We start from the raw sequence: 26798 nt of genomic DNA, 5'->3' as shown, positions 1-26798 counted from the left end.
ATGGCTGAAAAAAAAGGCGCATCTCAGCGCTCCCCTGAGAATGTCTCCCCCCTGATTGATGGTCAGGTTCTGGTGTCTTTCCACGAGAATCCTCTGATTGGGTTTGATGGGTCTTTCAATGAGCAGTGGGAAACCGTCGGTATTCTGGACGATGGTGCCAAGATTGATATTCAGAAGACAGTGGAGAAGTCCAAGAAGAAGGGCTGGGGCTACGGCGTGGTCTCCACAACGGTTAAGCCTGGTGAGCTGACCGCTAAGGCCTCCGCGGTTGAGCGTAATGCCACGGTGGATCGTATTGCGTGGCCTGATCGTGAAGATAAAACTACTGAGGTCAAGAAGAAGTTCGAGGGGGTTAAGAGCGCTGAGATTCTTTTCGGCGGCGCTGCCGTAGCCCTGCCTTATGTGGCGATGGTTGTCACCGATCAGAAGGGTGATCTTGAAATTATCGCGTCTCGTTATCCTGCGATCGCCACCATGCAGAATATTGGCTATGGCGAGGACCCTGAGGGCAAGGAAATTGAGTTCGATTTCAAGATTGGTCAGATGAAGGACGCTTTCGACCGCATTAAGGTTAGCGGTTCTGCTAAGGCTCAGCGCAAGGTTGATCTGCTGCGCTTCTCCGAAAAAGCTAATAATGAGGAGGTTCCGGCTGCTGCGGTGAAGACTTTTACGGTTAAGGCTGATAAGTCCGCTTCTTCCGGCACTTTCACCCTGACGGTGAACAGCAAGAAGACTGAGGAGATTCCGCATGGTGCTGAGGCTTCTACTGTCCAGACTGCTGTGCAGAAGGTCGCCCCTAGTGTGACCGTTACCGGCTCCCTGACCGCTGGTCTCAAGGTTAAGGGCGCTGAGTCCGTTACCGCTGATGGCGCGAAGCTCGTTGGCGCGACACTCTCTGTCCAACCTGAGGATTAATCCTCATGGCCCCACGCTCATGGCAGACCGGCGTGGGGCCATACCGCAAGGTCTGCACAAACTTTTGCACACATCTAAATAGAAAGGTCTGCCATGACTAACTCTAAGAAAACCCCAGCACAAGCCGAAGCAACCGGCGACAACATCACCTTCGAGGTTGAGGTCAAGGACAAGAAAATCACCCTCACCGCACCCGCATCCCTAGACGATGCACCAGTGGCGACCGCGATCGCATGGGAAGAGGAAAAGTTCGTGAAGGCATTCTCCCTAATCCTCGGCCCGCAGCAGATGCAGAAGCTCACGAACGCCGGTGCGACGGTGCGTGACTTCACGGAGGTCATCATGCCCGCATACACCGAGGCGACTGGGCTGGGGGAAGACTAGGGCTTTTTCGCATGATCCGTGCCCGTGAGGATCTAGTGGAGTTGGATTTTGCGGATAGAGGCTGGGATTATCGGGACTTTTTTCTTCCCGGTGGTGGCCCCTCGCGTCTGACTTTGCGGCGGCTGTTGTTGTTGGTTGATGGGTTGGATCGTGATTCGTCGCGGTTCTGGGCTGACGTGAACGACACTGATCGGTTCACGAAGCTTGAGCTGATCACAATGACAGTCTTCAACCTGTTTTCTGAGAAACCTCACCCGTTGTTAACGGCGCGTGAGGATGCGAAGAAGCGGGCGGATTTCGAGGCGAGAAAGCAACAAATTTTGGCCGCTGAGCGTGCAAGGAAAAAGACGCTCGGCATGAAGTAACAATAAGAGGGGATTCGTCGTGGCTGCTGTCGGTTATGCATCTTTGCCAATTTCGGTTGATCTGCGAGGCATTCAGAAGAACATTCGGTCTCAGGTGCAGGCCCCGATGGAGGCCGCGACGAAAAAAGCGGGGCAGGGGATCGCACAGGGTTTTAAAACCGGTGTTGATGCTGCTGGCGCTGAGGTTAAGCGTCTTGAGGCTTTGGAGAAAAAGGCTGCTGAGACGGTTGTTTCCCAGCAGAAAAAGGTTTCTGATGCTAAGGCTGATGTTGTTGCGAAGGTGAAGCAGGTTGAGGCTGCCGAGAAGTCTTTGGAAGCTGCCCGCGCTGGCGGTGATGCTAAGGTTCGCGCTGCTGAGGAAGCGTTGGCGAAGCTGCGCGCATCGGGCAAGGCTTCTGTTGAGGAGCTGGAGCAAGCTGAGCTGAAGTTGAAGCAGGTGCGGGCTAGTGCTGAGGCTTCTGTGGCTTCTAAGGAAGCTGCGGTTGAGCGCGCCCGCCTTGGTGCGTCTAAGGCCACGGATAAGCTCGCTGATTCCGAGAAAAAGCTCGGCGATAATCAGAAGTTCGCCGCAGGTGTTAGTGCTGATCTTTTGTCTGCGACGAAGCGTCTTGATGCTGAGCAGGACAAGCTGACGAAAAGCGTCACTGAGCAGGATAATGCGTGGGGTCGTTTGTCGCGCGCAATCCGTAGCTGGGGGCGTGACGCTGGCCGCGCGGCTGGTGATGTTGATGGGATTAGTCGTAAATTCGGTGGACTGAAGGTCCGTATGGCGCGTGAGGGTGATGAGGCTGGTAAGGCTTTCGGTCGTGCAATGTCGGACGGGTTGGAGAAGTCCACTCACTCGCTGCGCAATAGCGTTTCTTTTGGGGCTGTCGCCGGTGGGGTTGCTGCTCTCACCTCGTCTGCTATCGGGTCAATTAAGGGTCTTGCTCGTGAAGCGTTGTCTGCATCTGATGCGACGGATAAATTCAAGTCCACGCTGACATTCGCTGGGCTGGACACCGGCAAGATTGATGAGCTGACAAAATCAGCACGCGACTATGCAGACAAGACTGTGTATGAGCTTGCGGACATCCAGAATGTTACTGCGCAGCTCGCTGCTAACGGCGTGAACAACTACGACAAGCTGGCTGAGGCCGGCGGAAACCTAAATGCCATCGCCGGTGGCAACGCTGAGACATTCAAGTCTGTGGGACTTGTCCTGTCGCAGGTTAACGGTGCTGGCAAGCTTGTCACGCAGGACTGGAATCAGATCGCTAATGCGATTCCTGGTGCTTCCGGCAAGATCCAAGAGGCCCTTTTGCAGGCCGGCGCGTATACCGGCAATTTTCGCGATGCAATGTCCAAGGGTGAGATCACCGCCGAGGAATTCAACGATGCGATCCTCAAGATTGGTTCTGAGCCGGTTGCGGTGGAAGCCGCTAAGTCCACGGCGACATTTGAGGGCATGATCGGTAATCTTGAGGCGAATATTCGCGGTGGGCTTGCTGATGCGTTGAATGAGCTGAAACCTGAGATCGGCGCCGTTTTCAAAGGCATTAGTGATTTCGCAGCTGTTGCTATGCCGAAGCTCGTCGATGGTATCCAATCGGGTGCTAAGACGCTGAAGAAATTTAATGATTTCCTGCAAGATAATCAGACATGGATTAAACCACTGTCGGTGTCTGTAGGGATCCTCGCTGGCGCGTTTGCAGGGCTTGCGTTGCAGCATAAGATCATGCTCGCTGGTGGCGTCATCAAGTGGTTTAAGACGCTGACGTGGGTGACGAAGCTGCAGACTGCTGCCCAGTTCGCGTTGAATGTTGTCACTGGTGCTAACCCGTGGGTGAAGCTGGCTGTTGTCATCGCCACTGTTGCTGGAGGGCTTTACACTTTTTTTACGAAGACCGAGACGGGTCAGCGACTGTGGAAGAAGTTCGTTGACGGGATCAAGGCTGGTTGGGAAGCGATCAAGGAAGGCTTCACGGCTGGTGTTGATTGGATTCAGGACAAGTGGAAATCTTTCACCGACGGTATCCAGAAGGTCAAGGATGGCTTTAATGGCCTGAAGGATCTTTTTCTCAAGGGTGACTTCAGCGGTGGGCTGCGTGATGCTTTCGGCGTTGAGGAAGATTCCCCAATCGTCGAGAAGTTCCTGACGATTCGTGATGCGTTCGTTAATGCTTTCAACGGCATTAAGGAATTTGCGTCGCTGTGGTGGGAGCAGGTTAAGGCGAGTTTTCAGTCCGGCGTCGACACTGTGAAAACGGTTTTTGAAACCGGTTGGAATGTCATCAAGGACATCTTCGCTACGGCGTGGCTCGTCATCGTCGATTTTTTCACGGGCAACTGGTCGCGGATCCCTGAGACGATTGCTGCCGGTTGGGCTGCAATCAAGGGTCATTTCTCCGATGGTGTGGAGAAAGTTAAGCAGGTCATCTCTGATTGGTCCGAGGGCACTCGTGAGCGCGTCGGTCGCATGTGGGACGCGCTTAAGGAAGCGTTCAGCGCTGCTTTTGAGGCGATCAAGGGTAAGGCGATTGAGTGGGCTGTCCGCGTCGGTGCGACATTCGCTGATTTGAAAGCTCAGGCCAGTGAGAAAGTGCGTTCTTTGGTCGAGTCGGTGAAGCAAAAATTTGTGGAGATGAAAGACAACGTCATCACCACGGTTAAGGAGCTTCCCGATAGGATCAAGGGCTTTTTTGCGAAGTCCGGTGAATGGCTCGTTGATGCGGGCAGGAACATCATGACCGGCCTGCTGGATGGTCTCAAGCGTAAGTTTGAGGAAATTAAGAGCTGGCTTGGTGATGTGAAGAACCACATCACAGGTGCTTTCAGTGGTGCGACAAGTTCCGCTGAACGCCAGATCAGGGTGCATCATCGTCATGCTGGGGGCGAGATTCCACGCTTCGCGGCTGGTGGGGTCCTGCCTGACATTCCGGGCATTTCTCGCTCGGTGCGTGACCCGATTGTGGGTGTGACGCGTCGTGGCGTGCCGATCGCTCGTGTGGAGCCGGGCGAGTTCATTGTGAATCGTGAGGCCACCGCTAAGCACTTGCCGTTGTTGGCTGCTATTAACGGTGGCCGACTCAACGGAAAGCAGGGTGACCTCGGGCTTCCTCGCTACGCCGATGGTGGACTGGTGACGGCTGATGAGCTGCTTCGCTTCTTTAAGGGGGAGCGGGTTAATGGCCAGCAGGCCTCCCGTTCACTTGAGGGGGCCACATACACCTATGCTGGCTCTAACTGGGGTGACTGCTCGTCTACGCAGGGGCAGGGCGCACTGTTTGCGGTGGGTAAGCCGGCGACGAATGGTCGTTATATGGCGACGATGGACGCTGAGCAGAAGCTGTCCGCGATCGGTTTTAAGCCCGGTCTAGGTAGTGGCCCGCGTTACGCTATCGGGTGGTTTAATGGTGGCCCGTGGAATGGGCACACGTCAGGCACGATCGATTTCGGTAACGGAAAAACCATCAACATCGAGATGGGCGGTGGCCGTGGCAATGGTCAGATTGGTGGGGGCGCAGCACCTGCTAGTCACTCCCAGTACACTGACCACAAGCACCTGCCACTAAGTGGCCCAACTGCTATTACCCCGGAGGCTATTAAGTCCACCAGTGTTGACGGTGTCACCTACCGTGACTCTAACGGCACCACCCGGACTGACCCACAGTTCGGTGCTGCCCAGTCCCTGTGGGAGGCCTCCAAGCGCTCCCTAGGCCTGTACGATAACGGCGGATGGCTACCTCACGGTGGTGTCGCCGTGAACTTGTCGGGCAGGCCTGAGCGTGTGCTTGCAGCCCCTGAGCTGGCTGGTCTGAATAAGATCGGTGACGCGCTCGGTAAACTCGTGAAGCCGTGGGAACACGTCGCTGCAACGACGCTGAAGAATGCTGCGCAGAACTTCGGCGGCGGACTGCTCGGCAACACACAGATTGTCGCTGACGCTGAGAAGGGGCTAGCTGAGGTTCGCGCCCAGATCGCCTCCGAGCTGGAGGGGATTGGCAAGGCTGAGGCTGATCTTGCTGCGGCTCGGAAGTCTGGTGATCCTGAGAAGGTTAAAACTGCTGAGAAAGCACTGGCTGACGCCCGCGAAAAAGGCGGGAATGCTGCGAAGAAGATCGAGGCTGCTGAGCGCACTGTGGCTGCTGCGAGATTGCAGGCTGCGGGAGAGGTCGCCCAAAAGTTCTTCGAGGGCATCCAGCAGGCTTTCCAACAGGTGGCCGGTTTCCTTGGTCAGGTTGCCCAGTTCGCTGAGGCCGCTGAGAAGACTCGTGAGGAGATCAGTAAGCTGCACCAGCAGCAGGTGATGCTCCGGATTGAGGGCATCAAGTCCACTAATGATTTGCGGGTCGCTGAGTGGGATGTTGCAAAAGTCCGTATGAAGGGGCTTATCGCTGTCGCTAAGGCTGAGGATGAGTTGGCGAAGGCTCGTAAGGGGCATTTGCAGCTTGGCCGGTCTGGTGTTGATGGGCTTTCTCGGGCTGTTGATCGATTCCGGATCACTGGTGCGCAGTCGATGGAGGCGCTTGGGGCGACGTTTGTTGCTAATGCTGCTGAGGTTGAGGCTGCCGAGTGGGGTTTGCAGGCTGTTCGGGCGCAGGCGAATCTGGATAATCTTGATGCTGAGTATGCGGCTAATGCTGCTCGTATCAAGGTTGCTGAGGCGACTATGGCGCAGTCTCAAGCCGCTGAAATGCTTCAGCTGCAGGTGTTGAAGCTGCAAGACCAGACGAAGCGTCTGTATGGTATGACATCGTCGCAAGCTCAAGGTGCTCAGGGGTTTGCTAGTGGCATTGGTGGCATTTTTGGTGGTATCGCGAAGCTCATTGGTGGTCTATTTGCTGGTGGTGCTGCGTTAGCTACGGGTAACATTCTCGGCGCGGTGACCGCTGGCGCTGGTGCGCTTGGTGGTATCCAGTCGATCGTTGGCGGGATTGGTCAAGTCCGCGCTAACAAGGATGATTTCAAGCAGGCGTGGTCTAGTGCGACTCCTGGCGCGAAGCTCGGCATGGGGCTGGGGGTCGCTGGTGGTGTCCTTGGTGGTGCTGTCGGTGTTGGCGGCACGTTGGCGACTGGTAACGCTGAGTGGTCTAATGCTGGGACCCAGCTTGGGAATGCGTTCACTGGTGCGACGATGGGCGCGATGATGGATTATCAGAAGGCGTTTGCTGATGCTGATGCTCGTCACGCTGCTGATCGTGAAAAGCAACTGATGTTGAAGCAGGCGACTGAGAATGCGCAGTTGGCTTCTGCTCGTGCTGCTTTGGACGCGAAATATGCGATTCGTAAACAGGCGTTGGCTTCTGAGCTTGATGTAGCTGAGCTGAATAAAGCGTTGGTGGGTGCTGAGGAGGGGACTCGTCAGCGTGAGGCGTTGGTGGAGGCTGCGAAGACTGCTGCTGCGCGTCGTGATTCGCTGGTGGCTGAGGCTAAGCGGGCTAATGATTTGCTCGGTGGGTCGAAGCAGGTAGTGAATGTGACGTTGGATTCTTCGGATCCGGCGCAAGCTTCGACGTTGAAGCTGATTAATGAGCTGCGTGAGCGTGTTGAGGCTGTCGAGTTCAATGTCACCGATAAGGCTATGAGTGCTCGTGAGTATGTTGATTCCCGCCGTTAGTGGCGGGGTTTCATTTGGAGGGTGATGTTTGATGTTGAAGTTGTCGCGTGGAAAACCACAGATGTATAAGGTCAGTCTTATATCACCCTCTGGTGATGCTGTTGATCTGACTGCTGCTGATTCCGTGATGCGTCTTGACGATGGCGGGATTCAGGGGCTTGTCGGGGTCGTGCAGCAGAAAACCGTGACTGGTGTTGGGCTGCCGGGGCAATTGTCCACGGGGTTGAATGTTGAGCCTATGGTCGGGTCGCTCGCGATGATCGTTAAGGATTATACGGTGCTGTCTCGGCTGCGTGGGATGATGTCAACGCGATTTGATTCGACTCTGGCGGTTGAGTCCCCGAAGTTTGGCCGGTTCACTGCGTTGGTACGGTTGACGGCGCCTATTGAGTCGCCTGCGGCTGATCCTGTGGGCGATGAGTGGATTCCGGTGACACTTGACCTGATCGTCAATGATGGGCTGTGGTGGTCAGCGACGATAGTGTCTCCCACTGGAGAGAAAAATGTCACAGTGACAAATAGTGGTGATGTTCCAGCACACCCTAAAATCAGATGGGGTGGGGCCGGTGGGCAAGTAACCTTGCCGTCTGGGGCGACATTCACCCTCCCTCAGGTGACAGCCCCACGGTCGATAAGCTTCGACCCGCTGGAGATGCTCGCTGTCCGCGACGATAAAGGCGTGCTTGATCGTGAGGCGTGGTTAAAGCTGCGGGGCAAGACCCTGCCTGAATCCGTGCCTGCAGGCGAGTCACGAAAGTTTATGATCCCCAGCGGTGCATCGATTTCGTGGCATGTCGGGGTCTTTGACCCGTGGAGGTGATGACCAATGGTCTTTGACTGGGAATCTCATAGAAAACACCGCGAGCAAGTTCAAAAAGACCACGGTGTGTGGGTTGGTTTGCTTGATGAAAATGGTGTCCCGATTTGCGATTTCCCTCCAATGGAGAAGTTGACCGCCCCAGCCACGAGGATGAATCCAGAATCTTGCGAGGGGGTTTTCCTCACTTCCGCACATGGTGTTGTGCATCAGGTGGTCGACGAACTTGTTGCTGATGGGTTGGGAGTAACGGACAAAGAGGGGCGTCTTGTACCGTCGAATGGGGCGACGCGGTTCATGGCCGTGGAGTGCCCAGGTATCCGCAGGCGGGTTTATCAGGTGCGTTTTGTGAAAGCGTCCGGTGGGGAGGATTCCCCATCCCGTCTCGCGGTCCACGGAACGGACATGCTCACGAGTTTGATGTTTTTGCCATGTTGGTCGATCCCCGGGCAAGTCAGTGCCGAGTTCACTCGTGCTGTGGGTGACTTTGGTAAGCAGTTTTCTAGGCCTCGCTATTTAGCGAAGCTGAAAATGGCTGCAGTCGCTGACGGGTTCACTGTGGATGGCCCAGCAGAATCGACGATCAGGGATCTTATTAAAGATTCTTTGGCCGCGACATATAAGGCTTTTGGTATTAGCGATTGGCCGGTTCAGGTGTCCACGCGCTCGTCTGGGAAGCCTTCGCCGCGTGTCTTGATCCGCCCGACGGATCAGTCTATTTGGGATGAGATCAGTGGCCCCGCAGCGATGTCAGGTTGTGTGGTCGTTGCATTCATGTGGCTGCCAGGCGACAAAATGCCGCAGGGGTTGAGTTTGTCTCAGCCGACCATCGTCGTGGAGGTGATCCAGCAGTGAGTGATGTTATTTTGCGCGCCGATGGAGGCGAAATGACCGTCGGTAGGAGGGTCGCTAATTTCGTCTGGGGTAGGTGGGATGTGAATTTGCCTGCCGAGGTCCAGCTGAAAGAAAAAATTGATAAGCGCATGGCCGAGGGATTCTTGTATAGGCCTGAGGGGATGCCGGCTGGGCGCTTTGATATCGCTGGAGTGCGGGCTGATTCTTCGCAGACGATGGCTGTGAAGAAAAACGGCGACATTGACTATGTGCTGGGCACGTCGAATACTGAGCAGGTTCTTGATGCGGCGGAAAAGCGCATCGATGGAGATGTGTTTTTTGAGAAAGATATCACGACGGTTGGCCTTGGGCCTTATGTTCCTGGTGTTGATTTTCAGGAAGATGATCTGGTCGATGTGCTGATTTGGGGCAAGCGGCTTGAGGGGCCTGTGACTGCGATTAATGTGGTGCGTGAGCGGGGGTCTGCGGATTCTTGGCTTGTGCATTTTGGTGGGCAGCCGATTGCTGATGCAGAAAAGCTTGGCTCTGCTAATGATCAGATTTGGGCTGTGATTGCGGCTGAGCGTCGTGAGGCTGATCAGAAGCTGAATGCGGTGTCGTCGGTAGCGTCTGCAGCTTCGGTTGCAGCAAAGGTTGCTGACCGGAAGGCCGAGGACGCTGATTCGAAAGCTGATGATGCTTTGGAGAAGTGGCGGCGGCAAAAGGACGAGCTGGATGCGTTTCAGTCGCAGCAGATTGAGAAGAACCGCGAGCTGGCGTCGGAGACGTCGCGCCTTGCGAAAGCTATCGACCGCAGGGCGACGGGAATGATCTTCCTCGAGCGTGACAAGACCGTATATTCGACGACGCACGGCATGGGAATGTACATGCCTAGAACGAATCGATGGGCGTTGGTCGTGGCCACGCCACCTTTTACAGGCACCGCCGTGGTCGACTACTACTACAGTGGCGGATCCGTGGTGCCTTTTTCGATGGGGAAAGCTGATTTTGAGCTGGTCGAAGATTGGAAAAGCTGGTCCTACCGCGACAGCTATTACGGGGCACGTTTTGATCCGCTGATGGATGCACAGGGGCGAATGCTGATCAAGTGGATCAAGGTCGAAATTGGTGATGTGCGTGCTGCGAAGCTGACGGTGGATAAGATTGATTGGAGTTAAGGAATGCCTAAAATTACAGGAAAATTGAAGACTATTACTGATTCGCCGTCGTCGGTGAGGGAGGTGTGGCTACGCCCCCCCGCAACTCGTCCTAGCGGTACGGGGCTTATTGTTGACGAGCCGGTGCGCGTCATCGTCGATGAGTCAGGCGAATTCACGGCGAATATCGCGCCGGGCGCGGGTGTTCTGCTGCTGATTGGGCCTGCGGGTATGACCCGTGAGGCTATCCCCCTTTTGGTGCATGAGGGTACGGCGACGGTTCGCCAGGCGGTGGAAGACGCTAAGGATTTTGCCCCTGATGTGCATGATCGGTTAGCGGAGTTGGCTAATGTGGTGGCACGTGGTGTGGAGTCGGTGGGGGGTGGTGCGGCGGCTGTGCTTGCTGATCGGGAGCGGGTTGAGGCGGCGGTTAAGGCTACGAAGGTGTCGCAGGCGGCGGCGGAGTCGTCGGAGAAACAAGCGGTATCGGCGTGGGAGCAGCTGAAAGCCCGCCTTCTGGAATGGGAGCCTCGGGCACAGCAGCTGGAGAAATGGCAGCCCCATTATGAGTGGCTGAAAGAAAACTCGGAGAAGTCTTTCGCAGTGGTGCAGGAGAAGATCACGCAGGCTACTGATGCGCTCATGGCGCAGGTACGTGGTGACGCGGAGTCTGCGAAGCGCGACGCTGCTACTGCTGGGCAACACTCACTCAAGGCACAGGCCGCGTCAAAAACCGCGGAGTCGGCGGCGCAAAGCGCTGTGGATACTGCGGTGAAAAAACTCCTCGATGGTGCTCCTCAAGCCTACGACACGCTGAAGGAAGTTGCAGATGAGTTGGCTTCCCAGAAGAGCGCGGCGGCGGCGTTGATGAGGCAGATTTCTGAGAAAGCCCAAGCTTCTGATCTTGCGGCGCTACGCCTACGGGTGGAATCACTAGCGATCTCGGGGGTGTCTGGGTTATCGCAGGCGCTCGCGGGGAAAGCGAACCTGTCCCACCAGCATAGGGTGCGTGACATCACCGATTTGGATTCTGTGATGAGCAGCAAGGCTGATAAAAAACATACGCATTCGGCTAGGGATGTGGTGGATTTTACTGCTGCCGCTGGCCGTGTCGTGGCGTCGGCTATCGGTGATCGGATGGGCAGCCTGCGGATCAAAACGGGTACTGGTAGTGACCCTAATACGATTTATTTTGAGGTGTAGGAATGCCAAGAATCAGTGATATTAAAAAGGTGTGGGTGGGGGATAAGCGGGTGAAGCGGATCTGTTATGAGGGGAAAATAATCTGGCCGACGTATTCTGAGCTGATTAGGGGGTTTGAGGGCCCCGTGTGTGAACTTAAGAAGAACCTTTCTAGTGGGAGTGTTTTAGTCCCCGCTAGCCCCTATGGGGTGGGGGCGCCTTATAATATTACGGAGGCGTGGTGGAACGATGCTGGTATTTGGGCGATTTTAGAGGTTGGTGGGGACGTCACTTTGAAGCAGGGGGCACGGGAGGTTTTTAAAATTTCGCGTGATTCCACCGGCTATGAGGTCACCTCAGTATCGGAGAAGGGCGTGTTTTTGCTGGCTCGTGTGGACTCCACAAAAACGGGTATGGTCTACGCCACAATATCGAAAGACTGGTACGGGTATAAAATCTGGATCGAAATTATCCACCCCGGTAATAAAAAAATGGGACCCGCGCAGCAGTCCAACGGCGGCGGGTTCACAAAAGGTGAGACCGCTTTTACCCAAGGTGCTGTCAATGTCGAGTATCGTGGATGCCATTTCTACGCATTTCGTGTGGGCAATTGGGGATGGCCAGGGGATTTATCGCAGGATTATTGCTTTGAGAATAATGCGTCTGTGAGTACGGTGCAGGTAACAGGGCATTGGCGTGCGGAGCCGGAGTACCCTACTGCCAATATGGATGTTTATATCATCAGTGGGGGGCAGGGTGGTGCGGGAGGTACCAGCGAGAATAGCGGCAGCTCGGGTAGTGATGGTGCTTTCCTTAAGCTCCCAAGCGGGGTGAGCAGTGGTTATCTCACGGTGGGGTCCGGCGGTGCTGGTGGCGACTGGAGTACTCATTGGAACCTTCGCAAAGGTAAGACGGGGGAGCCTACGACCCTTGACGGGTATTCATCCCCGATTGAGGGGAGTACACGGTTACCCTATCGCGGCGATATTGGCGTGGGGGGCGGCGCTGGAGACGTAAGGGAACGCGGCTACCAGGGGAAACCGGGTGGGCTCGTCGTCATATTTTCTTGGGAGATACCAAAGTAAATATTGTGCCCCTTTAGTGGGGGCTTTTTTGAAAGGTTTTTTTTATGCGGAAGATTGTTTTTGATTTTGAAAACGTCGGTGGCGAAGAGAAACTCCAGCGGGTGCGGCTACGTGCCCCACAGTGGCGTGTATCTGACACTAACGGTGTGGCCATTACTGATGATTGGATGACCCCATTGGAGGCGGTGGGCAACGCCGCGGAAGCACTGGTCCACGAGGGGGACCTAGAGATTAAGATTGGGGATCGTGTGTGGAATGCGCATATTCCCGCTGGTGACGACCCGATTCTTTTTAGTGACCTGATGGTGGTAGGGGAGGCTGGTAGAGGCCCGTCGGCTGTGGAGCGGATCATGACTGGTATCGGCCAGAATGAGCAACGTCTAGCGGATGTCATAGGTAACGATGGCAGGGGCATTGGTACGCCTAAGGACGCAGAGTGGGTTTTCCAAAGGGTTTGAGAGCTTTTGAAATAACCAGCTTGCTAATTTTCACCCCGCTCAAGGCGGGATTTTTTTATGCCTCACGCATCTAGCGTGGGCTTTGCTAATAGATAAGGAGACTATCCCGTGAAAAATTGGGACACCCTGGAACCAGATAAATATAACCTCCTCACCAAAAATTTCAGCCTTGGACGAGGTGGTGAATCAATCCAATTCATCACTCTTCATCACATGGCGATGGTGGGCGGTGTGGATGAGTGCGTGCGCGTGTGGGGAGACCGTCCGGCGTCGGCTCATTATTGTGTGGGGCCAGACGGAGAAATCGGGCAGGCCGTCAACGACTGGGATACAGCGTGGGCAAACGCAAACCTATTATCTAACCGCCGTTCCATCGCGATTGAGCATTCTAATTCTGCCGGTGCGTCACAGGACTGGCCAATAGGGGAGAAAACCCTTGAAGAGGGAGCGCACCTTGTAGCCGCACTGTGTCGCTACTACGGGTTGGGCCGGCCAGAATCTGGCCGGAATATCCGATTCCACTGTACTGAATCCGGTGGGGCGACCTCGTGCCCGTATCACCTACGACCAGGGCACAAGTATCACGATTCGTACCTACGCCGAGCACAGTGGTGGTACGACAACCCTGCAGGCGGAAAAGCACAAAACACAATGGTTTCAAAGGAGAAGAAAAACATGAATGAGGCATACTCGCGTGACATCAAAGCACAGCTGACAGGAAGCGAAGACCTAGGACAGTACCCCGGCTGGGGTCAGCTGGGAGGTCGTACCATCGTTGATGCGTTGGGTGCGATTGGTGAAAAACTGGGAATGGATGGCTTTTACGATACAAAGGCAGGCAAATAATGACAGTTGATTTTTGGAAAGATTTAGCTGAGCGTGCGATCAAGACATTTGCGCAGGCACTGCTTGCTGTGCTGGCTGTCGGGGTGCCGATATGGGAGCTGGACTGGTCAGGTGCTTTTGGCATTGCTGCTACGGCCACGGTGATCAGCGTGCTGACATCGGTGGCGTCAATTGGGGCGGGGGTGCAGGGGACCGCGAGTGTCGTGGGGTCACCTGCGCGCCACCGTAAGGAGTAGTGCTGATGCCTATTGAGCGTCTTCCGATGAAAGTGCAGCCTGCCGCGTATCGTGTGCGGGCTTTTTTGATGACTGATTCCACTGCTTTGTTGCTCCTGTTCATCGTGCAAATAGCCGTGGGCTTTTATTATCTGCCTAATGTTTTGGGTGATCCTTTGCAGTGGCATCGCCCCGTTGAGTCGATCATGCCCATCACAGCGTGGGCCTGGGTGCATATAGCCGTTGGGCTGTTGTGCCTGGTTGCTGCTTTCACGGATCGGGGGCATATTGATGTTGTGGCACTGGCTGCAGCAACCGGCCTTAACCTCTCCTGGACTTTTAGTCTTTTAGCAGCGGCAGTAGAACATGATCAAGCAGTCTTGTGGCTGGTTGGTGTGCTCATCCTGGCCATGACGGTTTCGCTGATGTGGGCTGTATGGCGTGGCAAACGCGGGGATATCCCGTTGGCTGAAGATCGGGGGCGAGTATGAGCGTTATTGCAGCAGTGCTTGCCGCGTTTGGGGGTCTTGTGACTGCCGTGGGGTCTGTGTGGATGGGGTATATGAAAGCCCGGTCTGATACACAGGCTGCTAAGGGAAGTCGGATCGACATCATGGAGGCGAGGCTTGACAAGCTTCAAGTTGATTTGGATGCGGAGCGGTCTCGCCGTTCTGATGCAGAAACTTTGGCGCATCGTTTGCGGCTGGGGTTGATTACGGCGATGAATCATTTGGACGCTTTGATCCGGTGGGCCGATGGTGGCTCGCCGCCCCCGCCGCCTACGGCTCCTGACCTGAAAGCGATTAAGAGTTTGATCGAAGATTGATTGTGTAGCGTGGATGGAATGGTTGCCCTCTTGCTGGCTGGTGCTGGTAAGAGGGCAATTTTTCCATGCGGGCCCCTGACTATGAGAAGTGATCGGTTTTTATGGTGATCATGCGTTTTCATCCTTTCTCTTGGCACCAATTTTTGCCCGCATTTTGCCCGCAAGAACTCTAATTCTTCGGCAATTTGGGCATTTTCGGCATTTGATACAGCCAAACCTCAACGCCACTACCTGCAGAAATAGAAAACCCCAAGACACAAAAACAAAAATAAAAATCCATGGAAATTGTCGAACTAGCTTAGATTTAACTGCGTAGAATAAAGGTATGAAAATCTTCGGCGGTTTAATCTCTCGTCTTAGGTCAGAGAGTGAATTATCGGATGCTAATCGGCGCATCATACTAAGTTTCGTTGCCACTGATGTCTTACTTAAATCTATCGCGTGGCACTTTCTTTATCATTTGCCAAAGTCTCGTATTAATGGTCCTAAATACCTTTGGGGCATTCTGACTAGTGCAGTAGGCACTATTGGACCTGTGGTATTTCTGTGTGCGGGAATCAAACACAAAAATTAAAAAAGGTTGGTCTGTTCCTCATCAATCTTAGGAACAGACCAACCTTTTTTAAACGCAGAATTCTAGTTACGGAATCCGTGGACAGGAGCCGGAATAAAGCCGCCGCGATGGATAAACGCGGAGTTATCAACAGTCGAGACGGGGATAACTGGGGCGTAGCCTAGAAGCCCACCAAAGTTGACTTCTTCTCCTGGTTTCGTTCCTGGAACTGGGATAACACGGACCGCAGTGGTCTTATGATTCATTACACCGATCGCAGCTTCGTCCGCGATCATGCCTGAAATAAGCTCTGCACTGGTGTCTCCTGGGATAGCGATCATATCGAGGCCCACTGAGCAGATTGCTGTCATGGCTTCAAGTTTGTCAACTGAAATATTGCCGGCACGGACGGCATCGATCATTCCCTTATCTTCAGAAACTGGAATAAACGAGCCCGAAAGTCCGCCTACTCGAGAACAGGCCATCATGCCGCCCTTTTTCACCGCGTCGTTAAGCAGAGCAAGTGCTGCAGTAGTGCCGTGGGTTCCTACTTGGTCTAGACCCATGTGTTCTATGATGTGTGCAACGGAATCGCCAAGTTCTGCGGTTGGAGCGAGAGACAGATCGACGATACCGAAAGGTACACCAAGGCGTTCAGAAGCAAGGTTGCCAACTAGTTGGCCAGCACGCGTGATCTTGAACGCTGCTTTCTTAATTGCCTCAGCAACTTGGTCTAGGGTAGCCCCGTCTAGATCGCCGAGTGCTCGGTCAACGACACCTGGTCCGGATACGCCGACACTGACGACGCAATCGGGTTCTTCTACACCGTGGAACGCGCCGGCCATGAAGGGGTTATCACCGACAGCATTTGCGAAGACGACGAGTTTCGCACATGCGATAGCGCTGCGATCTTTAGTAAGTTCAGCTGCCTTTTTGACTACGATGCCCATTTCGCGGACGGCGTCCATGTTGATACCAGATCGGGATGATCCGATGTTCACTGATGAGCAGACAAGATCGGTTTCGGTAAGCGCTTGTGGGATCGAGTCGATAAGTTTTTTATCGCCAGCTGTCATACCTTTTTCCACTAAGGCCGAATAGCCGCCGATAAAGTTTACGCCTACTGTTTTAGCTGCTTTGTCTAGCGCATGGGCGATCTCAACTGGACTTCCTTCTACTGCGGAAGCAATGAGCGAAATTGGAGTAACTGAAATTCGTTTGTTAACAATCGGAATTCCCAGTTCTCGTTCAATTCCTTCGCAGACTGAGACATGATCTTTTGCGAGGGTAGTTATTTTGGTATATACCGCGTCGCAGGTTTCCTGCATGGTTCCGCGCACGCAATCAAGGAGGCTAATGCCCATAGTGACGGTACGAATGTCCAAGCGGTATTTCTCGATCATCTCGATGGTTTCGAGAATGCTGGAATATGAGTGTTGAGTCGTCATTAACCTATGAATCTTCCTAGATGATATTCATTGCGTCGAAGATTGCCTGAGACTGTATTCGAATTACCAGGTTTTGGTCCTGCTCTACACCTGCCATTGATTCCTGAATTGTGGCAATATCCGTTGCCGAATCATCAAAGGATACATGCAGGATCATGGTGAAGTAACCGTCCATGATCGTTTGAGAAACGTTGTTGATGTTAACGCCTAACTCGGCGCATTTTGTAGCTACAGCAGCGATGATTCCGGTGTGGTCTGCACCGGTGACAGAGATAATGGCAAACATGGAGGTTATATTACTTCTTTCAAAAGAATTAAACAGGAAGAGGGCAATGGCTTTAATACGTCGGGTACCCCACACGGGGTAACACTATCTACCGTTTTCCTTCACATACCTCGATAAAATTACGAAGCACTCGATTGGAGTATGTGGTGTCGATGCTCGGTAGTGAAGATATGATCGCGTCATAATCTTCAGGTGAGAAGTATCCATAGTCTTTATAAAAGTCCATTCGAGTTTTCATAGCCTGCGCATCCATTTCTGCGTGAAATTGACATGCCCATGTGGTTTCGTTAGCTCTAATCATTTGAATAGGACACGAGTCTCCAGTGGCTAATAAGACTGTAGTATCTCCTAAGGAAGTTGCATTTTCCGTGTGTCCGGTCAGCGATGTGAAAGTAGTTGGAAGATCACGAGTAATACGATCAGTTAAACCTTCGGCCGTTAACGAAACCGTAGTGGCCCCAGAATCCTCTGGATGAGTAAGTCCGACTGTTCCACCAGTTAGATCGACGAGGAATGAATTTCCGTAGCAAATAAAAAATGATGGAATGGCGGAGTAGACAATGTGAGATAACTCGGTGTGGACATGTTTTTGCCAATCCGAATATGTTTCATTACTGATATTAAGCGGGCTTCCACCGACGATGATGCCATCGAAGCGGGACATATCAGGGAGGTGCTTCTCGACATCATCTATAAGTACCTGCTCTAATTGTTCGGGTGCAAGTCCAGTGGCTCGAAGTACGTCGTTACGTTCAGCGGCTGCCACATCGTGGCCAGGCCGCGGCGATACCAGCAAAATTGAAACCATATATGCCACTCTAGACTACTTTGTCTATATTGGCCTAGCTGGGTGGCGATGACCGAACAGATTCTTCAACCAAGTCCAGTACTCGTTCCAAATTCTCGGTATCACCGCCTGAGGCTAGTCGTGAAATAAAGCCATCTAAAACTGTTTCTAAGTATGTATGTAATACATCAATGGGTACGTCGTCACGCATGCGGCCCAAATGCGCATTTCTTTGAAGTCTCTCTAATACGGCGTCGTCGAGGACGCGCTGGTGCTCTATCCAACGATTTCGAAAACTTGGATCGGTGCGCAACATCTTGGTTATTTCAAGTCTTGTTGCTAACCAGTCATGCCGTTCTGGGTGGGCTAGCATATCGCGCATGACTTCCACGAGTCCGTTTTCTGCGACAACCTCAGCCATCCGTGCCGCATCTTCGCGGGCAAGCGCCAAGAAGAGATTTTCCTTGTCACTAAAGTGATGAAAAATTGCTCCACGGGATTTGCCCACAGTTTCTTCTAGTCGGCGCACAGTTGCACCTTCGTAACCATGTTCGGCAAAGCATCGACGTGCGCCTTCAAGTATCTCTTGTCGACGCATCGATAGCTCTGTGTTGCTCACAACGGGCATAGTTTGTTGGCAGCCCCTTCTCGTTAGAGAGACAATAAAAATCATGTTAGGGGGCTCCACCTCGTTTTTTGAGATAGAGCCCCCTATGGTTACGACATAATCAGCTTAGAAATTAAGCACTGATCATGTTGCGAAGCACGTACTGGAGAATACCACCGTTACGGTAGTAATCAGCTTCGCCTGGTGTATCAATACGAACGACTGCGTCGAATTCAACTTGGTCGCCGGATTCCTTAGTAGCTGTCACATGAACAGTCTTAGGGGTAACACCGTTGTTGAGTTCTTCGATGCCTTCGATATCGAAGGTTTCCGTACCGTCCAAGCCCAAAGATGCATGCGATTCACCTGCAGGGAACTGCAGTGGAATAACACCCATACCAATCAGGTTGGAGCGGTGGATACGTTCAAAGGACTCCGTGATGACGGCCTTGACGCCTAGAAGATTGGTTCCCTTCGCAGCCCAGTCGCGAGAAGAACCAGTGCCGTATTCTTTACCTGCGATTACAACAAGGGGGATTCCCGCTGCCTTGTAGTTTTGGCAGGCATCGAAGATGAATGCTTGTTCGCCATTCTTGGTGAAGTCACGAGTGTAGCCACCTGCGATGTCGACTAGCTGGTTTTGGAGTCGAATGTTCGCAAAAGTTCCGCGCATCATTACCTCGTGGTTACCACGACGAGATCCCAAGGAGTTGTAGTCGTTACGAGCAACACCGTTTTCATCCAAGTACTGTGCGGCAGGAGTACCAGGTTTGATGGATGAAGCAGGGGAGATGTGGTCGGTGGTGACGGAATCTCCCAATTTAGCCAAGACGCGTGCGCCCTTGATATCTGCCACTGGAGCAGGTTCCATCGTCATACCGTCAAAGTATGGCGCTTTGCGGATGTAGGTCGACTTCTCATCCCAGTCGAAGGTCTTGCCTTCAGGCGTAGGAAGATTCTGCCATTGTTCATCGCCCTTGAAGACATCCGCATAGTCTGCTTCATAAAGCTCGCGAGAAATTGCATCAGCGATGGTTTCTTCAATTTCTTCAGTGGAAGGCCAAATATCCTTCAAGAAGACATCGTTGCCATCAGTGTCCTGGCCAAGAGGTTGCGTTTCGAAGTCGAAATCCATAGTGCCGGCGATTGCATACGCAATAACCATGATGGGCGATGCCAAGTAATTCATCTTGACATCAGGGGAGATACGACCTTCGAAGTTACGGTTACCAGACAAAACTGCTGTTGCAGTTAAATCATTTTCATTGATTGCTGCAGAAATTTCTTCTGGCAATGGGCCCGAGTTGCCGATGCAGGTAGTGCAGCCAAAGCCGGAAAGGTAGAAGCCTAGAGCCTCGAGATCTCTCCAAAGGTCTGCGCGCTTGTAATATCCATCGACGACTTGCGAGCCAGGTGCACAAATGGTCTTAACCCATGGTTTTGCCTTGAGGCCCTTTGCCGCAGCCTTACGTGCAATCAATCCTGCGCCAATCATGACTGATGGATTAGAGGTGTTAGTGCAGGACGTGATCGAAGCAATTGCGACCATGCCATGGTCTAGAGTGTATTCGCCACCATTAGGGGAGGAAACTACAACTGGGTTGGACTGGCGGCCAGCTGCACCTTCAGCAGCGGATTCGCCGTGGCCTGCACGTGAAGAATTGTAACCGGCGATGTCTTCGCCTTTTTCTTGTGCGGCACCTTCAGCATCCATGCGCTTAGCTGGGAGCGACTCATCAACAGGTTCTGCTGAGCAGTAATCGGGAAGATCCTTACGGAATTGTTCCTTCGCTTCGGTCAGCAAGATGCGATCTTGTGGACGCTTAGGGCCAGCAATTGAAGGTACAACAGTGGATAGGTCGAGCTCGAGGTACTCAGAGTATTCTGCTTCAGGTGCGTCCTGCTCGAGCCACATGCCCTGTGCCTTGGCATATGCTTCTACGAGAGCAACCTGTTCTTCTGAACGTCCGGTCAAGTGCATGTACTTGACGGTTTCTTCGTCGATAGGGAAGATTGCGCAGGTGGAACCAAATTCAGGGGACATGTTTCCGATTGTTGCGCGGTTGGCAAGCGGAATCGACTTAACGCCATTTCCGTAGAACTCGACGAATTTTTGGACTACGCCATGTTCGCGAAGCATTTCGGTGATGGTGAGAACAACATCGGTTGCTGTTACACCAGCAGGGATTTCACCGGTCAACTTAAAGCCGACAACGCGTGGAATGAGCATCGACACGGGCTGCCCAAGCATTGCAGCTTCGGCCTCAATGCCGCCAACGCCCCACCCCAAAATGCCAAGACCGTTTTCCATGGTGGTGTGCGAGTCGGTTCCGATGCAGGTGTCAGGATATGCCAAACCATTGTTATCAAAGACAACTCGAGCCAAGTTCTCAATATTCACCTGGTGGACGATGCCGGTTCCAGGAGGAACTACGCGGAAGTTGGAAAAAGCCTTTGAGCCCCAGCGTAGGAATTGGTATCGCTCTTCATTGCGCTCGTATTCAATTTCAACGTTCTTTGCCAATGCTGAGGTTGAACCGAATGCCTCAATGATGACCGAGTGGTCAATAACCATTTCGGCGGGATTGAGTGGGTTAACTTTGTCTGGATCGCCACCGAGCGTATTGACCGCCTCACGCATGGTGGCAAGATCTACGACGCAGGGGACGCCAGTGAAGTCCTGCATCAACACGCGAGCAGGGGTGAACTGGATTTCAATGCTTGGTTCCGCTGATGGATCCCAATTTGCGATCGCATTAATGTGATCCGCAGTGATGTTTGCGCCATCTTCAGTGCGTAGAAGATTTTCGCCGAGAACCTTTAGAGAATATGGCAGCTTCTCCATGCCTTTAACAGCGCTGAGTGCGAAGTAGTCATACGACTTGTCGCCGACCTCGAGTGTTTGTTTGGCATTGAAGGAGTTCTTGCTTTCAGTCACAGTGAGCTCCACTTCGTTTTTGGGGTGATCAGTTAAATGTCTGTTCACAACTCTGCTTCATAATGGGGTAGAAGCAAAGCGTTAAAATCGCGCAGATGTAGCAGAAGACTTTTGTTGTGTAATACCGCAAGAGCAATTCCACATCGTCGCCTGACGCACATCCTAACAGTACGGGCGTAATGTTGCCTACCTTTCTGCCTGATTGGCTACTATAATCACCCCCACATGGAGTAATTGAACTGCTCCCCATTAGTTGGACTGAGAAATCAGTTTCCGACTAGTGGGGAGCATTTCTTTTGAGAGTACAAAGTTCTCTGAGCCAGTTGCAGCGAGAGTAGCTGGTTGAATTGTTTGAGCAGGGCTTAGGGTACAAGACAGTGGTCCATCGGTTAGGAGTCGGCCCTTATCCGGTAAGAAGGTGTGAGCGTCGATTCAAGCTTTATGGCAGGCTATGTCTTGTGAAAAAACCAACCAAGCAGCAGCATTCTGTCGAAGTGAAAAAGGAAATCGTCGACCGGTTTCACGCCGGCTAGTCCATGATGGAACTGGCCAGTAAATTTAGTGTGTCTTCGGATCAGTTGGTCAAAGATTGGGTTCGTGCGTGGCGTGCCGGTGGTGATAAGGCATTGCGGCCGAAGCTGCAGGGGGCGACTGAAAAGGCTGTTCATCTGCGAAAACCGTTAGCTGAGGAAGATCGGTTGCGCCGCGAGGTAGAGAAATTGCGGGACTTGAAGAATCAACGACGAGGTCATTGTCATCTGCTAAGTCAACTCATCGATTGGGTGATCTGTTGGTTGTGGCAGGTCTTGCCTCGGTCAATCCTGTTGTACAGCGTTATCTCCCTTACCCACTACAGTCTCTGCGTGGCGCCATTGCGCAGCAATCATCAGGGCAGAGACTATTTGTGCATACAGGTCAAGGGGTCCAGTACCAGCATTTCAGCTGATGTGGGCTCATCGCAAGCATCGGTGGAGTGCAGTCAATGTCAAAGAAAGGCAACTGCTATGGCAATGCGGTGATGGGAAAACTTCTTCGGGTACTTAAAGATTGAGATGTGCCACGGTGAATCTTTTAGCAGCCTGTAGGAGTTCTACAAAGCAATCGATGATGATATCTACTGGTACAACCATGAACGCATGCAGAAGCGACTCAAAGGTCTGACTCCGATGTGCTACCGGAACCAGACCCTTGAATCCTTCACCGCATAGAATAAAACCAGTCTAATTTCCGGGGCCAGTTCAAAGGCTGGGGCTATTGAATTTGAATTCTGGAGTTATGCGCCCTTCATGTAAAGGGAGAAGACTTGACTATAGTGTGCCGCAAATCAATCGCTGCACCATTGTTAACTCTGGAACGATGGATTGAAAATTGCCCATCCTATGAGATGTGAGGCATTGTTTAGCCAAGCTTCTAGACTTGATCAGCGCTTCAAATCTGTAACAACACGCGATTTTTTCCAAAAAGTGGGCCATGTCACATTAATTATTTTGGCAAGTCTTTCGGCAGGTCACATCCATGGAGGGGTATATGTGAATAATGTGATTGCATTGATAATTGCATCGTAATGGGGACGTAGGGGTCTTAGTGCACTATTGTTCTGAGAATGACTCGTGTGTCGATTCTGGTAACTTGACTTGAAGTTTGTCACGCATGTGGGGAAGCACGCGGAGATTGTTCGAGTAATAATTCGAAGATCGAGATTCGAGTCACTCAACTTTGTTATTGGTTCGTATGGAAACACCATGTGAAAGGTTTATAGGAGTAGCCCTGTGACTAAACGATCGTCTATGTCTAGGCGTACCACTACGAAAGTGATGCACGGCTTGATCGCATCTGGATTATCGATTGCATTTCTCGGGGCTACTTCTCCCGCAGTAGCACAGCCTGCAAACCCTTCAGACACTGAAATAGCCTCCGCAGATAACCAAGTAGGTGTAGCCCAAGATGAGGTGTCAAAGCTAGTAACATCGGTTTCTAATTCAGACTCTGAAATTGCAGCTTTGGAACTTGAAATGGGCGGTTTGCGCGAGGCAGTTAACAAAGCGCTGGTTGATTTACATGACGCACAAAGTTCAGCTGAGCGGGCTAGGCAAGGCGTGTCTGCGGCGCGCAAAAAACTTGACGATATTCAATCGGAGATATTAAAAGCTCAAAAAACGCTCGATGAAATATCTCGTAGTGCTTATCGGCAAGGAGCAATACCAAGTGGTGTTGCGGGTGTTTCGGGTAAGGCTACTTCAGAAGAAGCGTTGGATCGCCAAACTTATCTACGTACTAATGCTCAAAAACAACGCGAAGCGGTAGATGCTCTCGACAGACTGCGAACCGAGCAGGCCAATGAGGAGTCTCGACTTCGCGAGGCCAAGAATCTCGCAGAAAAGCGAGAATCTGAAGCCGAAAGCGCTAAGGTCTCAGCTCAACAGGCAATTGATTCTTCCAATTCAAAACTGGAAGAGAATCTCCGTAAACGTGCTGAATTAATCAGTAAGCGTGAAGAAGCCCAGCGTGGTCTCGATTCTGCTCGGGGGAATGCCGATTCATTACGTCAACAACGATCAGAATACGAAGAATACAAGCGGGCAGAAGAGGCTCGAAAGAAAGCCGAAGCAGAAGCCGCTGCAGCCGAAAAGGCGCGTCAGGAAGCTGAAGCAGCTCGCAAGGCGAAAGAAGAAGCTGCGAGGATTGCAGCGGAAGCTGCACAAAAAGCCGCTGATGAAGCTGCTCTACAGGTCGCAGCCGAAAAGGCTGAAAAAGCACGTCAAGATGCAGAAAGCGCTGCTGAAGCAGCTCAGGCGCGTGAAAGAAAGGCTTCAGAGAATCGCCGTTCTACAGCCAACGATTCTGCCCGCGCAGCTGCCGCGTTGATTGAAGCGGCAACGCCGGATCATGCGTCTTTAGATAATCCGTATGATTCGAATCATCAAGATGGAAACTACATTGCTGCTGTAGAAAACGAAGATAACGATTCTTCCATTCTTGACGACCTGGACGTAGCTCAGGTTGATTCGATGGAGGATGTATCCGAAAAAGCATCTGCGTTAGTAGGAAACGCGAGCCGTAGCGAAAAGATTGAAACAGTAATCTCAAGGGCCATGGCTTATGTCGGAACTCCTTACGCGTGGGGCGGCGGAAATGCTAGTGGCCCAACGCAAGGCATTCGAGATGGCGGTGTAGCGGATTCCTTCGGTGACTTTAACAAAGTCGGATTCGACTGTTCAGGGCTAACTTTATACGCGTTTGCTGGTGTGGGTATAGCGTTGCCTCACTACACGGGTTACCAGTATCAAAAGGGAACCAAAGTTGATCCCTCCAATATGCAGCGCGGAGATCTTATTTTCTATGGACCTAATGCTGAGTACCATGTGGCAATCTACCTAGGTGATGGCACAATGCTTGAGGCTCCGCAATCAGGATCAAGCGTTAAAGTTTCTCCAGTTCGTTGGTCTGGAATGAGTCCATACGCTGTTCGCCTTATTTAGGCAGTGAAAACTGGATAGCAAGGGTGAAAGTCTAGACCGTCAGGATAACCGTTGGTCTAAACTTTCCCCCTTTAGTGTTAAGCTCACTGCTTATGGTTGAACCTGTGCACTCTTCGCTACTATCGCTGCCTACGTGGACGTTATCGGACGTCGACGCAATATTAGTGCTCTCTTTTGGCGGCCCAGAGGGGCAACAAGATGTTATACCCTTTCTTGAAAATGTAACTCGAGGCAGAGGAATTCCTCGAGAACGTCTTGAAGAAGTCGCGGTACATTACCGACACTTTGGCGGTATAAGTCCACTTAATGCGCTTAACCGAGAAATCATTGGCAATATCATTCAAGTGTTGTCGTCGCGTGGACTAGACATTCCTGTGTATTTTGGCAACAGAAATTGGCATCCATTTGTCAATGAAACTGCTGAAAAAATGGTTCGCGATGGTATTCGGAATGTCGCAGTTTTTGCGACTTCGGCTTGGGGCGGATATTCAGGATGCCGTCAGTATGATGAAGATATCATCAAAATGAATAATCATCTGACAGAAAAGGGGCTCACGACTCTTAACTGTTTGAAGCTACGCCAGTTCTTTGATCATCCATTATTTATCGAGGAAATGTCCTCGGTTGTTTTCCAAGCGGCAAGAGAATTGGGAATTACGGCACTTGATAAGCTCCAGATGCATCAAAAGGTCGTTTTTACCGCACACTCCATACCTGTAGTTGCAAATGAAAATTCAGGACGTAAGGAAGATGGGCCGTTATACTCGCGTCAAGTGCACGAAGCGGCAGCGCTCGTCGCAAAGCATCTTGGCATACACCAAGGGCGTTACGACGTAGTCTGGCAATCTGCTTCAGGAAATGGTCAGATTCCTTGGTTAGAACCGGATATTTTAGATTATGCGACATACCAACATGAACAAGGCATTTCCGAACTTGTTGTCGCACCTATTGGTTTCATTTCAGACCATATGGAAGTTGTGTGGGACTTGGATCATGAACTCCAAGACCTAGCTTCAGACTTAGGAATGTCAATTTCTAGAGCGGCAACTGTTGGACATACAGATACCTTCGCAACCATGATCGTAGAACTAGTTGAAGAATCGTTAGGAGTAAAACCGCACCAGAATCTCGGAACTGTTCCGTCGAAAGGATGCTCCTTCAACGGTGAACCATGTGAAGTCAATTGTTGTAAGCCGGTTCAGCGACCCCATTCTGCAAAAGCGTAAGAAACCGCTGCCATTCGAGCATGGCGAACGTGTTGTGCTAGGGGAAATAGATGCGGGTCAAAAGCATGCTCCTGTAAAGATTGCGTCACGCCTTCAACAATTGACGCTACCGTGTCTGCCCGAGCGATCAGCTTTAACGCACGTGGGGCCACTTGCTCAGGTAACCCTGGGTTCTCATAAAAGTCAGTCAAACGTCCAACAGTAAGCCTTGGATTCCGAGCTGGAGTGCGGAAATTTGGATGTTTCTCGATGAAGACTGCACTGTGCCGAGTAGCTTCCGCCAAATTGAAGTCAGCTTCGCCTGGGCTTAATACCGCGGGTAGCCTCATCGGTTCGTCGGAAGTAATCCAGTTCCATTGGGTGCTGCCTTGGCTATTTGCATCTCGGGGTATAAGAAAACCGTAGATATGTGGTTGTGCCAGGGCTACGGCTATCGCAGCTTGTGGAGCAGATTTGGCTTGGCTTCTTATTTTTGCACGCACGTCTTCTGGGAAATAAATAGGATCGCCAGGACCTCCTAGGAGTAAACGAAGCAATGGTTCTTCGTTGGGTACTGATCTATGAAGCGGTCCTGTATGGTTTTTCAATATTCGGAAGATTTCATAATTACCGTTACCGAAACCAACAAGTTGGCCTTGACCAAAGAGCTCGGTAAGACTGTAATCAGCATCGTCAATACTGACATGCCCATAAAGCCATGCACCGATCCAAAGACTAGCGTTTTGCAATGGGCTGTAGAGATTGTCGCGGATATTCATAGCTTTAAAGACTTTAGCGGATAGGCTGTGATG

22 protein-coding genes and 1 pseudogene are annotated in these 26798 nt (G+C 52.1%); 17 read left to right on the top strand and 6 right to left on the bottom strand.

Annotation, left to right across the window (positions count from 1 at the left end):
• The 14 genes from CIP100161_RS06345 to CIP100161_RS06280 all read left to right on the top strand — a co-directional run bounded on the left by CIP100161_RS06345 (position 1) and on the right by CIP100161_RS06280 (position 14683).
• The gene (locus CIP100161_RS06345) at positions 1–915 is read left to right on the top strand and encodes a hypothetical protein (protein WP_155872884.1); all 915 of its coding nucleotides are present in this window, start codon (positions 1–3) and stop codon (positions 913–915) included.
• A gap of 93 nt (positions 916–1008) precedes the next feature.
• Positions 1009–1299, top strand: a complete 291-nt coding sequence (locus CIP100161_RS06340; protein ID WP_155872882.1) for a hypothetical protein — start codon at positions 1009–1011, stop codon at positions 1297–1299.
• Between the two features lie 11 nt (positions 1300–1310).
• A complete protein-coding gene (locus CIP100161_RS06335) occupies positions 1311–1664 on the top strand; it encodes a hypothetical protein (RefSeq protein WP_232053110.1) in 354 nt (117 codons plus the stop codon).
• Positions 1665–1683: 19 nt separating this feature from the next.
• Entirely contained in the window at positions 1684–7263 is a 5580-nt protein-coding gene (locus CIP100161_RS06330) for a tape measure protein (protein ID WP_155872880.1), read from the top strand.
• A gap of 31 nt (positions 7264–7294) precedes the next feature.
• The gene (locus CIP100161_RS06325) at positions 7295–8083 is read left to right on the top strand and encodes a hypothetical protein (RefSeq protein WP_155872878.1); all 789 of its coding nucleotides are present in this window, start codon (positions 7295–7297) and stop codon (positions 8081–8083) included.
• Positions 8084–8089: 6 nt separating this feature from the next.
• Complete coding sequence (locus tag CIP100161_RS06320) at positions 8090–8935, top strand: hypothetical protein (protein WP_155872876.1); 846 nt, start codon at positions 8090–8092, stop codon at positions 8933–8935.
• Positions 8932–10092: a hypothetical protein gene (locus tag CIP100161_RS06315; protein ID WP_155872874.1), complete on the top strand. Its 1161-nt coding sequence runs from the start codon at positions 8932–8934 to the stop codon at positions 10090–10092. The genes CIP100161_RS06320 and CIP100161_RS06315 overlap by 4 nt, the downstream gene beginning before the upstream one ends.
• Positions 10093–10095: 3 nt before the next feature.
• Positions 10096–11274, top strand: coding sequence for a phage tail fiber repeat family protein (locus CIP100161_RS06310; RefSeq protein WP_155872872.1), 1179 nt, complete (start codon positions 10096–10098; stop codon positions 11272–11274).
• A gap of 188 nt (positions 11275–11462) precedes the next feature.
• Positions 11463–12338: a hypothetical protein gene (locus CIP100161_RS06305; protein ID WP_155872870.1), complete on the top strand. Its 876-nt coding sequence runs from the start codon at positions 11463–11465 to the stop codon at positions 12336–12338.
• A 44-nt stretch (positions 12339–12382) separates the two neighbouring features.
• On the top strand, positions 12383–12796 hold the full coding sequence (locus CIP100161_RS06300) for a hypothetical protein (protein ID WP_155872868.1): 414 nt from the start codon (positions 12383–12385) through the stop codon (positions 12794–12796).
• A 108-nt stretch (positions 12797–12904) separates the two neighbouring features.
• Positions 12905–13642 (top strand): peptidoglycan recognition protein family protein, encoded by a 738-nt coding sequence (locus tag CIP100161_RS06295; RefSeq protein WP_155872866.1) that lies wholly within the window; start codon positions 12905–12907, stop codon positions 13640–13642.
• Entirely contained in the window at positions 13642–13878 is a 237-nt protein-coding gene (locus CIP100161_RS06290) for a holin (protein ID WP_155872864.1), read from the top strand. Before CIP100161_RS06295 ends, CIP100161_RS06290 begins: the two co-directional genes overlap by 1 nt.
• 5 nt (positions 13879–13883) lie before the next feature.
• Positions 13884–14348: a hypothetical protein gene (locus CIP100161_RS06285; protein WP_155872862.1), complete on the top strand. Its 465-nt coding sequence runs from the start codon at positions 13884–13886 to the stop codon at positions 14346–14348.
• Complete coding sequence (locus CIP100161_RS06280; RefSeq protein WP_155872860.1) at positions 14345–14683, top strand: hypothetical protein; 339 nt, start codon at positions 14345–14347, stop codon at positions 14681–14683. Before CIP100161_RS06285 ends, CIP100161_RS06280 begins: the two co-directional genes overlap by 4 nt.
• A gap of 636 nt (positions 14684–15319) precedes the next feature.
• Here the strand turns inward: CIP100161_RS06280 and CIP100161_RS06275 are convergent.
• The 5 genes from CIP100161_RS06275 to can form a co-directional block, all read right to left on the bottom strand.
• Positions 15320–16684: a PFL family protein gene (locus CIP100161_RS06275; RefSeq protein WP_155872858.1), complete on the bottom strand. Its 1365-nt coding sequence runs from the start codon at positions 16682–16684 to the stop codon at positions 15320–15322.
• 16 nt (positions 16685–16700) lie between these two features.
• Positions 16701–16970: an ACT domain-containing protein gene (locus tag CIP100161_RS06270; RefSeq protein WP_155872856.1), complete on the bottom strand. Its 270-nt coding sequence runs from the start codon at positions 16968–16970 to the stop codon at positions 16701–16703.
• Positions 16971–17058: 88 nt separating this feature from the next.
• On the bottom strand, positions 17059–17778 hold the full coding sequence (locus CIP100161_RS06265) for a glutamine amidotransferase (protein ID WP_155872854.1): 720 nt from the start codon (positions 17776–17778) through the stop codon (positions 17059–17061).
• Positions 17779–17812: 34 nt separating this feature from the next.
• The gene (locus CIP100161_RS06260) at positions 17813–18385 is read right to left on the bottom strand and encodes a TetR/AcrR family transcriptional regulator (protein ID WP_155872852.1); all 573 of its coding nucleotides are present in this window, start codon (positions 18383–18385) and stop codon (positions 17813–17815) included.
• Between the two features lie 112 nt (positions 18386–18497).
• Positions 18498–21302, bottom strand: coding sequence for an aconitate hydratase (gene can / locus CIP100161_RS06255; protein ID WP_155872849.1), 2805 nt, complete (start codon positions 21300–21302; stop codon positions 18498–18500).
• A gap of 423 nt (positions 21303–21725) precedes the next feature.
• Between can and CIP100161_RS12565 the strand changes: the two are divergent.
• The 3 genes and pseudogenes from CIP100161_RS12565 to CIP100161_RS06240 form a co-directional block, all read left to right on the top strand.
• Positions 21726–22510 (top strand): annotated as a pseudogene (locus CIP100161_RS12565) (IS3 family transposase); the annotation flags it as partial.
• 561 nt (positions 22511–23071) lie between these two features.
• The gene (locus CIP100161_RS06245) at positions 23072–24781 is read left to right on the top strand and encodes a DIP1281 family NlpC/P60 protein (RefSeq protein ID WP_155872848.1); all 1710 of its coding nucleotides are present in this window, start codon (positions 23072–23074) and stop codon (positions 24779–24781) included.
• A 92-nt stretch (positions 24782–24873) separates the two neighbouring features.
• Positions 24874–26007 (top strand): ferrochelatase, encoded by a 1134-nt coding sequence (locus CIP100161_RS06240; protein WP_155872846.1) that lies wholly within the window; start codon positions 24874–24876, stop codon positions 26005–26007.
• Here CIP100161_RS06240 and CIP100161_RS06235 read toward each other — a convergent pair.
• Positions 25980–26765 carry a hypothetical protein gene (locus tag CIP100161_RS06235; protein ID WP_155872844.1) on the bottom strand — a complete coding sequence of 262 codons (786 nt, stop codon included), beginning with the start codon at positions 26763–26765 and terminating at the stop codon, positions 25980–25982. The genes CIP100161_RS06240 and CIP100161_RS06235 overlap by 28 nt on opposite strands.
• Positions 26766–26798 lie beyond the last annotated feature (33 nt).

Origin of the sequence: Corynebacterium rouxii (assembly GCF_902702935.1) — a bacterium.
Classification (GTDB): Bacteria; Actinomycetota; Actinomycetes; order Mycobacteriales; family Mycobacteriaceae; genus Corynebacterium; species Corynebacterium rouxii.
This window is presented reverse-complemented; position numbering and strand designations above follow the sequence as displayed.